This window comes from Alcanivorax sp. VBW004 (assembly GCF_009718865.1).
In the GTDB taxonomy this organism is placed as follows: Bacteria; Pseudomonadota; Gammaproteobacteria; order Pseudomonadales; family Alcanivoracaceae; genus Alcanivorax.
Window position 1 is genome coordinate 2,411,078 of the sequence record NZ_WNHC01000001.1, and the last position, 14,505, is coordinate 2,425,582.

The 14,505-nt window shown below is 52.9% G+C and carries 11 protein-coding genes; 1 reads left to right on the plus strand and 10 read right to left on the minus strand.

All coding sequences use genetic code 11. The annotated features are described in order from the left end of the window. Window positions 1-4: 4 nt before the first annotated feature. The 10 genes from F1529_RS10965 to F1529_RS11010 all read right to left on the minus strand — a co-directional run bounded on the left by F1529_RS10965 (window position 5) and on the right by F1529_RS11010 (window position 13,663). Window positions 5-889, minus strand: coding sequence for a metal-dependent hydrolase (locus F1529_RS10965; RefSeq protein ID WP_007149555.1), 885 nt, complete (start codon window positions 887-889; stop codon window positions 5-7). 41 nt (window positions 890-930) lie between these two features. Continuing rightward, a complete protein-coding gene (locus F1529_RS10970) occupies window positions 931-1,797 on the minus strand; it encodes an SDR family oxidoreductase (RefSeq protein WP_007150445.1) in 867 nt (288 codons plus the stop codon). A gap of 10 nt (window positions 1,798-1,807) precedes the next feature. Then, a complete protein-coding gene (locus F1529_RS10975) occupies window positions 1,808-3,319 on the minus strand; it encodes an NAD(P)/FAD-dependent oxidoreductase (protein ID WP_008930244.1) in 1,512 nt (503 codons plus the stop codon). After that, window positions 3,316-4,284, minus strand: a complete 969-nt coding sequence (locus F1529_RS10980; RefSeq protein ID WP_363969278.1) for an alpha/beta hydrolase — start codon at window positions 4,282-4,284, stop codon at window positions 3,316-3,318. The genes F1529_RS10975 and F1529_RS10980 overlap by 4 nt, the downstream gene beginning before the upstream one ends. Before the next feature lie 161 nt (window positions 4,285-4,445). Further along, window positions 4,446-7,526, minus strand: coding sequence for an Ig-like domain-containing protein (locus F1529_RS10985; RefSeq protein ID WP_008930242.1), 3,081 nt, complete (start codon window positions 7,524-7,526; stop codon window positions 4,446-4,448). A gap of 34 nt (window positions 7,527-7,560) precedes the next feature. After that, window positions 7,561-8,922 (minus strand): OmpP1/FadL family transporter, encoded by a 1,362-nt coding sequence (locus F1529_RS10990; protein WP_063509526.1) that lies wholly within the window; start codon window positions 8,920-8,922, stop codon window positions 7,561-7,563. Window positions 8,923-9,256: 334 nt separating this feature from the next. Beyond that, window positions 9,257-10,900, minus strand: coding sequence for an NAD(P)/FAD-dependent oxidoreductase (locus tag F1529_RS10995; protein WP_007149384.1), 1,644 nt, complete (start codon window positions 10,898-10,900; stop codon window positions 9,257-9,259). Then, on the minus strand, window positions 10,897-11,808 hold the full coding sequence (locus F1529_RS11000; protein ID WP_230457773.1) for an alpha/beta hydrolase: 912 nt from the start codon (window positions 11,806-11,808) through the stop codon (window positions 10,897-10,899). The genes F1529_RS10995 and F1529_RS11000 overlap by 4 nt, the downstream gene beginning before the upstream one ends. Window positions 11,809-11,894: 86 nt before the next feature. Further along, complete coding sequence (locus F1529_RS11005) at window positions 11,895-12,722, minus strand: SDR family oxidoreductase (protein ID WP_008930238.1); 828 nt, start codon at window positions 12,720-12,722, stop codon at window positions 11,895-11,897. Then, on the minus strand, window positions 12,719-13,663 hold the full coding sequence (locus F1529_RS11010) for a metal-dependent hydrolase (RefSeq protein WP_008930237.1): 945 nt from the start codon (window positions 13,661-13,663) through the stop codon (window positions 12,719-12,721). The genes F1529_RS11005 and F1529_RS11010 overlap by 4 nt, the downstream gene beginning before the upstream one ends. A 181-nt stretch (window positions 13,664-13,844) precedes the next feature. On the opposite strand from F1529_RS11010, the gene F1529_RS11015 reads away from it, so the two are divergent. After that, a complete protein-coding gene (locus tag F1529_RS11015; RefSeq protein WP_007151233.1) occupies window positions 13,845-14,450 on the plus strand; it encodes a TetR/AcrR family transcriptional regulator in 606 nt (201 codons plus the stop codon). Window positions 14,451-14,505 lie beyond the last annotated feature (55 nt).

Here is a 14,505-nt window from a genome sequence, read left to right on the forward strand (position 1 = left end):
ATTATTATGCCGCCGGATTGCTATACAGCTCATGCAGTTGGCCACCTTCAGCGAACAACTTCTCACGCCACAGTTTTTCCAGCCCTTTGGTGTCATGTTGATCAGGGTGGAAATCCGGCTGAATGAACTCAGGAAGGCGCGAAAGGATTTGCGATACAAACCCGTTACGACCTAGCAAAATATTCAGACCTTTAACATTATCGCTGATGTTGCCGAGCTGGCCGTCTTTGACAAGCATCCAGCTCCAGGTGATGCCCAGCATCGGCAGCAAGACGACCATCGAGGCGAGGGCTGCAGCCACGCGCTCTGTACGGCTGTTACCAATAAGCTCATATACGTCGTAGGCAACAGATTTGTGTTCCAGCTCTTCGAGCGCATGCCACTGCCATATTTTGAGCATTTCAGGGTCTGCCTGGCGTACAAAATTCTCGTCTTCAAGTAGCTGCTCGGCGAGAAGCGCAGTAAAGTGCTCCATAAACGTGGTGGCGGCTAGCCGAGTGCTCGGCGGCAACTTCTCTAGTATGGCCAAGCCAATTTTGACAAACCGATCTGGCGACTGCATGTCATAGCCGTACTCGGCGAGAATCTGGTTCAGCCTGTCGTGCTCTCGTCCGTGAATGGCCTCCTGCCCCATGAAGCCCGATATGGCCGCCCGTAGAGATTCGTCCTTAACCTGACCACGAAAGTGTCTAACGGACTCCATGAAATAGCGTTCACCAGGTGGGAAAAAACCGGAGAGCATGGCAAAGAAAGTCGTTGCTGTGGCATTTCCAGCATAAAAATACTTTGGAATGGAATCCGGAAATTGAAAATTGATATGACGCGGTGGAATGCCCACCAGCGCGCCGCTGAGTTTCTTAATGCTTTTTACCGTATTAGACGAGCGCATATCGCCTCCAATCAATAATGTGATAGTTAAAGAGAAAAATGTCAGGCCATGCCCTGATGCGTTTTTTTATTTTTGCTGCTTTGCTGTTTTTTAAACATAATTTCAAGCAAGCGTTGGTAGCCTGTGGGTATCAGTCTCTGTGTGGTGTCCAGCATGACCGCGTCACCGCCTACCAAAACTCTTCGCCGGTTTTTCCGCACGCCTTTCAGGATGGTTCTAGCGGCAGCTTCGGGTGTGGTCATGGCAATTTTTTCGAACATGCTGGCAATCTCTTCTTTGTCGCCCATGTTCATGCTGCCCATGTCTCCCATGCGACTATTACGCGCGATGTTAGTCTTTACTCCACCTGGATGAACGCAAGTCGCGCTGACAAGGCCGCCCGCGATATCCAGCTCTTCACGTAATGATTCTGTAAATCCGCGAACAGCAAATTTTGCGGCGTTGTAGGCTGACTGGGTTGGAACACCGATAATGCCGAAAACGCTGGAGATATTGACGATATGGCCTTCACCTATTTTCTGGAGATGGGGAAGAAATGCCTTTGTACCGTATACGACACCCCAGAAATTGATATTCATCAGCCATTCAAAGTTTTCATAGCTCATGTTCTCGACGGTCTCACCCAGTCCCACACCGGCATTGTTCATGATGAGATTTACTTTTCCGTGTGTTGATACGGTATCTTCCGCGTATTGATAAACCGCATTTTTGTTGCTGACATCAACAACATGAGTGCTGATGTTGACGGCGTAGCCTGCCAGTAATTCGACCGTCTTCTCTAGGCTTTCTTCGCTGATATCAGAGATCGCTAAGTGGCAACCTTCTTTTGCTAGAGCAATCGCCGTGGCTTGCCCGATGCCCGACCCGGCGCCAGTGATCGCCGCGACTTTTCCTGAAAATGATTTCATCGTTGCGCCTCTATATTGATGTGTTGCTCAGAAGTTTTTGGACGAGATTGCGTTTCGTTTTATGTAGGTTTGTCGTTTCGAATTTAAGGTGGCCATCATTCATTTTTCCATAACGAAGCGCCGGCAGGTCGTGAAGATAATCGTTGAGGTTTTGCCAAGGATCTTTGTTGCCTTGGCGTGGCAGGCGGTCATCAGCACGTTGAATGTAGCCAGATCGAAGGTTGAGAAAGTTGACATCAGAGCCACACCCTTCCTCGTCGATAGGGGTCACCTTTTCTGCGCCTGTCTTGCGCATATGCTTGAGAAGCCGACAAACAAATTCGGAGGCAATATCTGCCTTGAGGGTCCAGGACGCGTTGGTATAGCCAAAGACCAGTGCCATATTAGGCACTTTTTCAAGCATTAAGCCTTTGTACATCATGGTGTTTGAGAGATTGACGTGCGTACCATCAACACGTAGCTCTGCGCCGCCCAACATTTGCAAATCCAGACCGGTAGCTGTGACGATAATATCGGCAGGTATCCAATCCCCAGATTCCAGTTTTATACCGGTTTTGGTGACATTTTTTATATGATCCGTCACCACGGAAGCCTTGCCTTCACGAAGCACCTTGAACAGATCCCCCTTGGGAACTGCGCACATTCGTTCCTCCCATGGGTTGTAGTGAGGTTGAAAATGCTTCATGTCGATATCAGGCCCCAGTTGTTTGCGAGCAGCGGCCAGCAGTAATCTGCGGATCGCTTTGGGCTTACGAATCGATAGGTTAAATACGGTTCTCTGCAGCAGGATATTGCGTGTGCGCGCCATGCGGTAAACAAGCATTTCTGGCAGTACTCGGCGCAGGTTTTTCGAGATGAGATCTTGCTCAGGGACGGAGGCAACATAAGTAGGGGAGCGCTGTAACATGGTGACATGCGCAGCGCGGTCGGTCATCGCGGGCACCAGTGTTACGGCGGTGGCGCCGCTGCCGATCACGACAACTCGCTTACCCGTATAGTCGTAGTTATCTGGCCAGTGCTGCGGGTGAATTACGTCGCCGCCAAAGCGATTGATTCCAGGAATTTTCGGTGTGTAGCCGGCGTCATAGTTATAATAACCGGTACAGTTGAGGACAAACCCAGCGGTGAAAACTTCTTCTTCACCGGTTTCCTCGTTCAACGCGGTAACCGTCCAGCGATTGAATTCGCTGCTCCAGTCCTCGGCAGTGACTTTCAGGCCAAAATGAATTTTCTTGTGGACCTGATGATGCTCAGCGGTTTCTTCGATGTAATTGCGAATAGAGGGGCCATCGGCAAGCATCTTGGTGTCTGTCCAAGGCCGAAAGTTATAGCCGAGTGTGAACATATCGGAGTCCGAACGGATGCCGGGATAGCGAAATAAATCCCAGGTGCCACCAACGCGCTTGCGTCGCTCAAGGATGCCATAGCGTAGATCTGGGCACTTGCGGCTTAGGTGACAAGCCGCACCGACGCCGGAAAGGCCCGCGCCAATGATCAGCACGTCGAGGTGTTTATGTTTCATGGTGTAAGTCTCCGATCGGTGGAGCGTATGTGATTTCCTTGCGGGTCAAGGTGCTGAAGAAAGTCCAGCACTGCTCCGGTAAAAATACTGTTGCGGTCACCCGCTACCATATGACCTGCTTGATGGATTACTCGGTACTTGGCATGTGGCACGAGGGCTAATAATTCCTGGGCTCCTGCTTCGCTGAGTACATCACTGTGATGGCCGCGGATGAGTAATATCGGTAATTTGAGTTTGCTTGCTGCAAGATTGAGTCGCGCTCGGCCGAACATGCCTTCATTTGCTTCAGGGATTACCGCATGATCAAGAAACGCAGGATCCCAGTGCCAATGGAGACGGCCATTAGCGTCCTGGCGGAGGTTTTTTCGCAAGCCCTGTGAGCTTGATGGTGCTTTTCGTGTTGGGTTATAGGCAGCCACGGCATCCTGAACCTGATCCAGAGAGTCGAAACCGTCAGGGTGGCGGCGCATGAACTCAATCACCCGGCGAACGCCTTTGGTCTCAAGCCGTGGGGCCACATCCACCAGTACCAGACCTCGACAGGGCAAGGGGGGCTCCTCCCCAAGGGTAAGCATGGCCGTCAGTCCGCCCATTGACGCTCCCACGATATAAGGTGATGTGGGAAGTGATTGGATGATGGCGCGGAGGTCTGATACCAGCGCGGTGCCGCTGTAATCCCCTTCAGGGCACCACTGGCTTTGACCATGACCGCGGGCATCAATGCAGGTAGCGCAGTACCCTGATCTGGCCAGAGCTGTTGCCGTGTGCGCCCAGGCATGACGGGTCTGTCCGCCGCCATGCAGCAAAAGCACCTGCGGTGACTTCGGGTCCCCGAACTGGGTTGCACTAAGAACCAACCCGCCGTTTCCCGGGAACTGTATATCCCTGCCAGATTCCGGTGAGTGCTTTGAATCGCTGTAGGCAAGGCTTGCGAGGCTGTCGTGAGGATGCATCATTATAGGCATTTATTTATTTGGCCAAACAACCAAATATTAGCGTTTCTTCTACACAAAGAAAAGTCCTATTTGACGATATTGATGATCATTCAGCGGTGTGGCATACGGTGAGGACAGAAAAAAGCCCCCATAAAGGGGGCATGAAAGTGCGTTAGCACAAGGGGAATATATTAAAAATCTTTTACCGGCAAAAAGGTAAAGGTCAGATCTACGCCGAGGGGGGGGACTTCCAGCTCAACACCCGCCAAGCCGATTCCCAAGAGATCAATGTTGGCCGGTATGATGAGAGGGTCGGGGTTACGGACTTTGAGAATCAGACGACCATCATCGACAAAGCGCAGGGGGCCTTCGAGGGTGACTCCGGTAATTACTTTGCTGCGGATGTCATGCCCGAGTTCTATAATTAGCCGTGGTTCTAACTCTGGTGCATCCACCATGAGATCAAACGTAGTACTGAACCAGGGGCCATCCGGGGTTTCGGTGATATAGCCCGTAATGGGTTGATTGTTTTCGTATCCCAATCGAAGTACCAGAGGACCGGTGTCCAGCGGTATTGTGATTAATCCCAGTGCGCGAGCTTCCAGAAAGACACTGGTCGTTGAGAGAACGGTAGGGAAGACTTTGGCAATGACGGCGCCGGTGACTTCATTTGATGTCATTGGGTCGCTGTCGATGAGGCGTCGGTTGATGGTGACATCCGGCTCATACTGGCTTACCCCGGCTTGCAAGGCGCCTGACCCGACAAAGGCAAATTTCTTTTCCGGGCAATCGTCGCCTATACCACAGCCAATGTTGGCATGGGTTATTACTCCCGATTTGTTTTTTAGCCTAAGCTGTAGGTAGTTGGCATCGGCAATGGCACCGCCGTTACCATCGGGTACCGCACCTTGCTCATTGTCATCGAGACTGAGGTTCGCGTTGACATCCGCTACAGGTAGTGACCGTAATGATACGCGGGTAATCCTGTCCTCTTCTCCTGTTACCACAAAGTGATTGGTCAGGTCCGGACCTCCTTGTCTAAGGCCAGGCGCTGTGGAGCTGGACTGAGAAATTTGCCGTGTTTGCAGAGGGGCTCCATCATTTGAACATATGGCGTTGACTCCACAGTTCGGCGCTCCTTCCTCGGAGTGCAGGGTATAACGGTAAAGGTCACCAACCCGCCAGGGACTGTTCGGTAAAAATTCGATTCGCTGTGAAAGTACTTTATGGCGACCATTGACGGGTTGCCATACGTTATTAACGGTATCGAAGTGTTCAACAACAAAAGTCTGATCATTAACCGTGTCGCCGTCGATACTGCGGCTAAAGATGACTCGAATACTAAAATCCTTGAACATATTCGGTACAGGATAGAGCGGGTCGCTATTTTTACCTCCTACACATCGGCCATTGCGCCAAGTCTCTCTTTCGCCGGTAAGATCGACATCGGTTAACGCACAGGGGTAACCGGGAAAAACAGCAGCGACAAGTGGTGCACGTAGCTCATTGGTGCTGCCATTGGGAAGCACGAAGTCCGGTAGGCGGATGTTGAGTGTCTGGTCCTGGTTGAGCGGGTTTCCCTGCGTATCTCGGAGCAGGCTGGTGAGGGTGAGCTCGACGTCTTTTCCGTGTTGAAGGATATCTCCTCCGATGATGATCGTGGCTCCATCGTGACGTATTGGGTACGTCTTTACTACATCATCAACAGAAACCTGTACGGCACCGTCAAGGAACACCGAAGCTGGGTCTAATGGTTTGTTGAAGTTCAGGATAACGGGGTCACCAGGCCTTGCATTGGGTTGGAACGTTTCTCCCGGTGCCCAAGACTGAAGCTGCAAGGGTCGAGTGTCTTGGCTTGGGGCAGGCGCTTGGCGCTGGTTTTGATAGGCCTCCATGCGGAATGAGAGCAGACCGGATGCCTTCTCCAGGCCCAGTACATCAGGTTCAACCACACTGACCGCATCCAGTACTAGTACACCATCCTTTACAACGGCTAAACCCGCTACCTGCACATTAAGCAGGTTCTGGCTGAGAGCCGCATTGGGCTCTTGACCTGCTGCAGTCATTGCTGCGTCCATATTAAGCAGGGCATAGCGGGGAACCGATGGGGAATCACTGAATGGATTAGGGATCAGATACCCATTAGCGTCGCTGAGTATCGTGATGGTGACTTCACCGGTTTCCAGCCCGGACGGTATTTCGCCCAGTATATTGACGTCCACGGGGGTGCCTCGGAGTACGGAACCAGCGGGTACTCGCAGTGGAACGGCATTAGGAAAGTTGGGAGCAAAAGCCAGATCTGCAGCTAGATCCCCGCTCAACCCGGTAAATGATTCATCTCCCAGCACAAAGGATTGTACTGGCACCTGATTGATCGGGTTGCCGGTTAAAGTTGACACTAGTCCAGGTTGCTCAGCTCCAAGACTGCCAACTTTTAGAACGGATGTAGCACGGGGAAGAGTGGCTTCCGGAACAAAAGTCCGATTGTACTCCGGCAACTGTTCACCGGTAGTCTGGGCCCGCAGCCCAGCAATCGTTAGTGTGTGTTCCACAGGTTTCAGATCCTGGTCAGGATCCAGTGTCAGGTAACGACCCTGCAAAAATAGCGATGCGGGAACCAACTTGCCGAGGTTGTCACGAAGTTGAACCGATCCGGTTTCGCCATATGCTGTGCTGGTCGGATCAACCGTTTGGTTAAACGACATCCTGAAGGTGCTCATGTCGTTGGGATGGCTGGCATCATCAATCGGCTCTAGCAATGACGGTTGGTCTAGAGGAGTGGCTGAAAGCAGGGTGAAAGAGCCGCTTCCCATGGTTTGCGATGCGCCGGCTTGACTGCCTGCAGTCCGAAACCGAACGCGGGCCACGGAGTTATCATCAATGGCTCCAAGGCCATCATCGTTGACAACCAGATGGTACGCTTCCGCCGGAGCCAGCCGCGATTGAGGATACAGGGCCAGGCCTCTGCCATTGTCTACCACCTGATAGTCAACCATGACGGTATTCCCATCAGTATCACTGACCAGCTGTAGGCGTGAGTCAATGTCATCAATAACCTCTTGCTCAAGTGCAGAGGAAAATCGCAGGATTACTGGCGCGGTAGCTGGAACCTCGGTCTGGCCAGGATAAGGGTAAGAAAAAATTAATGTCTCTGGTGTGCTCCAGGGATTGCTTACATCGCCCTGATCGCCACCGCACCCGGTCAGAAGGGCTGCTATGGCGACCGCCAGACTAATCAGAAACTGGTGGATTGTGATGGGGTTATTATTCATTGCTCTTCTCCTGGTATTAATCGCATGCCTGTTGTTAAAACTTTAGCGACAGGGAGGAAGAAAATACGTTTATTTCACCATCAGCCCTTACCGTTTCATAAGGGGCTGGATCGGTGGAAGAGTTGATGGAGGTCAATTCGAAATCAGCTTCATCCAGCATTTGATACTGGTAAGCGAAGGAGAGTTCTAATGGCATATCTATTATTGGCGCGCTGGACAGACGGTAGCTGGCACCCAGACCGAAAACCTTTTTATCGGTGTCAAGATAGTTAACGTCCTGGGATCGGCTGGATTTTAAAGGTGAGTCCTCCAGGGCTGCGCCGGCAAAGAGTTTCATGGACTCCGACCACTGATAGCTAACGCCAATTCGGGGAATGGTGATGTCGTCAAACGCTAGATTAGCCTGATCGCGAATAGTATCGTCGGCAAACTCGCTTTCAAGCGCAGACCAATTGTGCTGCTCAATGCCTGCCGTCAATTCGAATTTGCCAACGGGAAGCAAAATGGCTGCGCCGAGAACTTCAGGTTGATAGGTATCAATTGTACTAAGCGCTAGGCTCAGGCCTGGTTCAGGGATAACTCCCGGCACAACCACATTGGCATCCACGGATACCTCATAGCTACTTTCCCCCCGCCAGAAAAGAGCCAGCTCCATCTTATCCATTCCAAAAGGCATGCACTCGCTTGTACCGCAAAACATTTCTCCAGAGCGGATATTGATACCTAGTGCCGGTGATAGGGATGGAGAGGCTTCCAGGGAAAGTTTTTCAGAGTCTGTGTTGCCGCCAAGGTCTGAAACTGCTTCCAGGTTGGCTTTGGCCTGGAGGGTAAGACGTGCTGATGCGCCGACGTCAACGCCCCTCAGGACGTTGCTGATAGCGCCACCAAAGGCGAGATAAAGTGGCTGAGATTCATAGCGTAGAAACTGCCCTTTCTGGCTGGTATTGGCCTGATAGGGCAATAGGTTGGATGTGTATTGGTCTACACCCACGTTCAGGCCAAAGTAAATGGGCTTGTCGATGCTGGAAATGCCGGCGACGCGGCTTTTGAAGCCGATTAATAATAGTTCGGAACTGGTGTCAGAGAGGATATCATTCTCTCGCTCCAAAGGGTCTGTTCCTCCCAGTGATTTAGCACGTAATTCCTGGTCGCCATACTGCACAATGACTCCCAGTTCGCCCTCCGGGGAGCGGGCCATGGCGGCCGGGTTGTAGTACACCGACCAGCTGTTGGATGCAAAAGGACTGAATGCCAAGGCAGTGCCGGCATTCATCGGGCCTAGCCCATAAGTGCTCGCTCCGTCGCCAGCACCGCCAATGGCCAAGCCGGGTGAGAGCAATGCTGTAGTGCACGTGAAGAAAAGGAGAGGTAACCGTTTTGTTTTTTTTGCAGACATTTCAGGCTCCTAAAGGGGGCTGTTCTGGTTATAGATGGTGAGTTGTTCTGATTTTCTGTTTGTTTGGTTAAACAACCAATATTGGTCTCAGGCTTAGCTGTCTGTGTCCATGACTGTAATGACGTTGTGCTCTGGCGCTCCGGTAATGTCACACATTAATGCGTGACGCCCAGCCGTCGTCTATGACGAGATGCCGTGTTCTGTTGCTGACCAGGCATGGGTTATCGAGTGGTATAACGCCTCCTGGGCAGCGCTAAAGCGCACGGTCAACTGGATCTGGAGAGCTCTGCTGGCGTGACATGTACAAGCAGGCTCCACACTTTCTCTGGCACAGTCACTGAGAATTGTTATCTGTTTGTTTTGCCGGAATGCCCTTCTCTGGCAGCTGGGGATGTGGCTCACAGGCTTGTCTCCCGCCGTCGTGTCTGCTGGGAGTGTGCCCGGCCAGTACACTGAATCGGTAGTGATCCATCGGTAAATGCTTGGCTCGCCACAGCATTTCCAGAGAGGTAGAGGGCCGCAGCATTGGCGCGTCACCATGATGGTCGAAGTAATAACTGTTCGACAGCGCGCAGTTGTGGTTAAGGAACACGGTGTTTTGCTGGCGTTTCTGGATATTGCGGAAATACGCGTCATGGACGGACTGACGTATTTCCACTTGGCTGGCTCCACGTCGGTTGGCTTCGCGAATACAGCGAGAGAGGTGGATGGCATTCCCTTCGACCATCTTGAAGTAAGAGGTGCCGATAAGGGCATAGGGACCGAGCATGATGTAAAAGTTCGGGTAGCCCGGAATGGTCAACCCTTCATAGGCCTGGTAACGGTAGTCATGCCAGAAATCGCCCAAATTGATGTTGTTGCTGCCGATGACGTCGAACGAGGGAATATTTCCTTTCTCGAAGGTTTTGTAACCGGTGGCGAGGATCAAGGTATCGATACGCCGTGAGCGGCCGTCCTGGGTGGTGATGCCGCGGGACGTAATACGCTTGATCGGGGTCGTGACAAGCTCAACGTTGTTTCGGGCAAAGGTTCGGAAATAGTCGTTGGAAAACGTTGGCCTTTTGCACCCGAAGCCGTATTTCGGTGTCAGTGCTTGCCACAGGTCCTGGCGGTTGGGCAGCTGTTCGCGCAGGTTGTTTATGCCCGCCTTTTCACACATGCGAACCAGCCAAGGGGCCTGCCGGTAATATATTGCGGAAAGCACCATCAGGGTTTCGCTGACGGTGTCGGTAGCGCCGCGAAGGCTGCGTTGCAAGCCCGGTACGGTTCGGAACAATACCTTGAGCCAGCCAGGCAGAGTCTGATCCGGCTTCTTCAGCACCCAGATGGGGGTGCGCTGGTAGACGTCAAGTTGACGAGCCTGGCGGGCAATTTTCGGAATCAGTTGCACTGCAGTGGCGCCAGTGCCTATTACCGCTACTCGCTTGTCACTAAGATCAAGGTCATCTGGCCAGCGTGCAGTGTGAATGACATTGCCCTGGAACGTATCAAGCCCTTCAATATCTGGCATCTTGGGTGATATCAAACCGCCACAGGCCGAGACAATATGGCGTGCACTAAGTCGCCTGCCATCCGTAAGATCGATCAACCAGACATGGCTGTCGAGATCAAAACGGGCGCTAGCGACTTCGACACCAAAGCGAATCAGTGGGTAGATGCCATACTTGCTTGTTACCTGTCTTGTATACTGGTAAAGCTCGTTTCCCGGCGCAAAAACGCGAGACCAATTTGCGTTTTGTTCGAAGGAAAATGAATAGGTAAACGAGGTAATGTCGACAGCGATTCCCGGATAACGGTTGTCGCGCCAGGTTCCTCCCACATCCTTGCTTCGCTCAAGGATCAAGATATCTTTGATGCCATCGGCACGCAGCTGGATTGCCGCACCAATTCCAGAAATTCCCGCGCCGATGATAATGACTTCATGATCAGGAGTAACGCTGGGACGAGGGTTATGGATTGCAACAGCAGCCATATTCATGATGCAACCTCAACTATGGCGCTATCGCTAGCATTGACCGTTTGGGATGGGGCTTTGCCGACGTTATTGCTGGTCAGATACTTTCCCAGAATTCGGACGATGGTAGGGAAGTCCTGCTTTGCCTCTGGTAGCAAAAAGGTGAATACGGGCCACACGTGCGGCATATCATCGCGCTCCAGAACCTGCACGGGCACCCCCGCATCTCGCGCGCATTGTGCTGCTGCATGGGTATCGTCGCGCAGACACTCTTCGCTACTGACAGTGAAAAGTAGAGGGGGCAAGCCGGTGAAATCCGCGGTGATTGGTGAGGCATACGGGTGAGCGGGGTCCGCGCCGGCCAGATAGATATCCGTTGCCACCTCAATCATGCCATGGGAAAGCATGGTATCGCTGTCGCTATTCGCCTGTCTGGACATCAGGGTGCCTCGCGCATCCGATGCCGGCGAAATGGCGAGGGCGCAAGCCGGCATTTTCAGCAGCTGATCACGGGCACGCAGCAATGTGACTAACGTCAGGTTGCCTCCCGCAGAGTCTCCCGCAATGACCACAGGGCGAGGGTCTGCGATCAGTTCACGATACACATTAAAGGCGTCATCCGTTGCTGCCGGGAAGGGGTGCTCAGGGGCTAGTCGGTAATCCGGAAGAAAGACCCGCGCATTCAGGGCGTGAGCCAAACGGCCACAAAAGTGGTGATAGGTATCAAGCCGCCCGCCGATGAAGGCGCCACCATGCAGGTAGAGTATGGTGATTTGTGGGTCTGCGGTGCCTAGCCAGTGGCCAGCTATTCCTGCAACCTTGCCTCGCTTGAGTCGCACTCCGCGTGGCAGCAGAGAGGGGGCCAAAGGCGCGTTCATCACCCTGCGAAGATGTCTTACCAGTTTGTCCGGGTCGCGTATATCACGCTTCATGCCGGCGCGAAAAAGTAGCTTCAAAATTGTTGTAGGAATGGAGGCCATATTGAATTCCTTGCGTGTTTCGTTTCCACTAATGCGGTTTAATCAGCCAGCATTCTGTAAGCTTCGCCAATCGCGCGGGCGTATAGTCGTGGCGTCAGGCGTTTCAACCGCCAGGCAAGCCGGCCGTCAATTTGTGGCAGCATGTAAAGCTCACCTCGATCAAGGGCACTGAGGGTCTGTCGGGCCACCTGGTCGGCGTTGGTGAGGGCATAGCGGGTCATCGCTGAACGGGCAAAGTCACGGCGACGTTCAGGCAGGCGCCCATTCTCGACGATATTGGTCGGGACCACGGTTGGGCACAGGGCCGTGATTTTTACGCCGGTACCGGTCAGTTCAGAAGACAGCGTTTCGGACAGGGCCAGCACCCCCGCCTTGGTGACGTTGTAGGCGGCCATTTCCGGGGCGGACCCGAATGCGGCAGCAGAGGCCACATTGATGATGCCTCCATAGCCCAGATCGCGAAGCTGAGGGGCAAAATAATGGCAGCCGTGAATAACCCCCCATAGATTGACGTTCATGCACCAGTGCCAATCTTCAAGTGACACCTCGCCGATTGGGCCACCGAGGCCGACGCCGGCGTTGTTGATTACCAGGGTTACCGGCCTGCCGAGCAAAGGCTCGGCATTTTCCGCCAGGTATGCCATCTGTTTTTCATCGCCGACATCACACCCCAGGGCTACCGCGTGAGTACCGAGTGCTCGCAGGCTGATCGCCACCTGTTCGGCGCGCTCTTCATTGATATCGACACACAGTACCGAACCGCCTCGACGGGCAACTTCGTAAGCAAAGCTACGACCGATGCCGCTACCCGCCCCGGTGATGACAGCTGCCGCCTGAGTTGACGGGTGCAAGGGTTTCTTTTTCATGCCTGCCCCCATGCGGGTTCAGGTTGTGGCGTTTCGAATGTACCGTGTACATTGTTGGCTCGGTGGTCTCTGAGCGCTTGATAGGCCTTATGAGGGTCGCCAGTTCTTTCGTAGGCGCGTTTCCAGATCCGGATTACATCACGGTTATCGTCATCCCACGGGTGGAAAGTGGGGGAGAAATAGGGGGGCACGCCAGCGAGTACCTTGGAAAGAATGCCGGGACGCCAGAACAGGACTTTGGTCATTTTGGCGGCGGACCACAAATTCAGAATTTGACGATCCTTGTAGAGCAGATAGGTCTGGTTGCCGATCATAATGGGGAAGCCCAGGGCAATGGCCAGTAGCATGCCACTGATACGCAGTCGGTAACTGCGGTAGCCACCACCACTGGCATCGACGAAGACGTCATAACTGACGCTCTTGTGCTCGGTTTCTTCGACAAAGTGCCAGTAGAGCATGGCACGCAAATCCGGGTGGGTTTCGTCAAACAGCTCCGGGTGCTCAAGCAGTACCGAGGAAATAATGGCCGTGAAATGTTCAAACGCCGCTGCGATGGAGCTCTGCATATCGTCACTGAGGCGGTGTTGGAGTTGCTTACGGATCAGCTTGAACACGCCTTCAACCTTGTCGATGGGAACCCCGTGTTGCACGCCGATGGCGTTCATTTCATCGTGCTCACGAGCATGAATGCGCTCCTGGCGAATGAATTCTTTAGCTGCGTTCAGCACTTCTGGATCGTCAAGCTTGCCAAGCTGCCGTCTTGCAGAATTCATCACCCAGCGTTCACCGTCGGGGACGGCGGCGAGAATGGCATTCATCCAGTGAGTGGACCACGGGTCGTTGCGAAACCAGTGGCGAGCCACGTTTTCGATGTTCATGGGAAAGTGAATGTCACGGGTTACAACCTCGTCGTAACCAATCTTGCGGTTTGCCAGAGCCATTGGATCGCTCCCAAGTAAAGTGCATTCATTGGACTTTATTTGTATGACCAACCAAATTCAAGATTATAAGGTAGACAGCGTGTTTTTATCTGTATAGATCGAATAGTGCCATCGGCCAGGAAGGCTGGGCCGACTTTAAAAGGAATGCTAGAATCAAAGGCTTACAGCATGGGAGTGCCTTGTGGGAAGAAAGAAAAATCAGGTAACGCCGGTGGCGGAGGCGGATCGAGTGTTTGTGCTCGGTGCTGCAGCTCGTCTATTTCGTCAAAAGGGGTTCGATAAAACCACCGTTAAAGAAATCGCCGAGGCTTGTGGCATGCTGCCTGGCAGCTTGCATTACCGTTACCCCTCCAAGGAAAGCATTCTGGTCGACTTGATGCGCCTTGCGCTTGAGCAAGCGTCTACGGCCTTGTCTGAGGCCATTCGGGGGGAAAGTGAGCCGCTTGAGCAGTTGCGTCAGGGGATCAATGCTCACCTTGAGTTGCTGGTTGGTGGGTCGGATATGGTCTATGTCCTCCTTTTTGAATGGCGCTCCTTGCATGGTGAGTCCCGCCAGGAAATGATTGATCTACGAGACAAATACGAGCTTCTTTGGTCTGCCATGTTGCAATCTTTGTCCTCTCAGGGCCTGATTCGTGCTGATGTGGATCGTGATCTTTTGCGTCTTATCGGGCTGGGCGCGTTGAACTGGGTAGCAACGTGGTTCAATGAGGGGGGGCGATATACGGTGAAGGATGTCGGAGATTTTGTGTGGACGGTAATTAAGGATGGTGTGCTCAAGCGGTAGACGTTGCTATTCAGTGAGAACTGATGGCCGTACTCGCTGCTGATTGTGAGTGCAG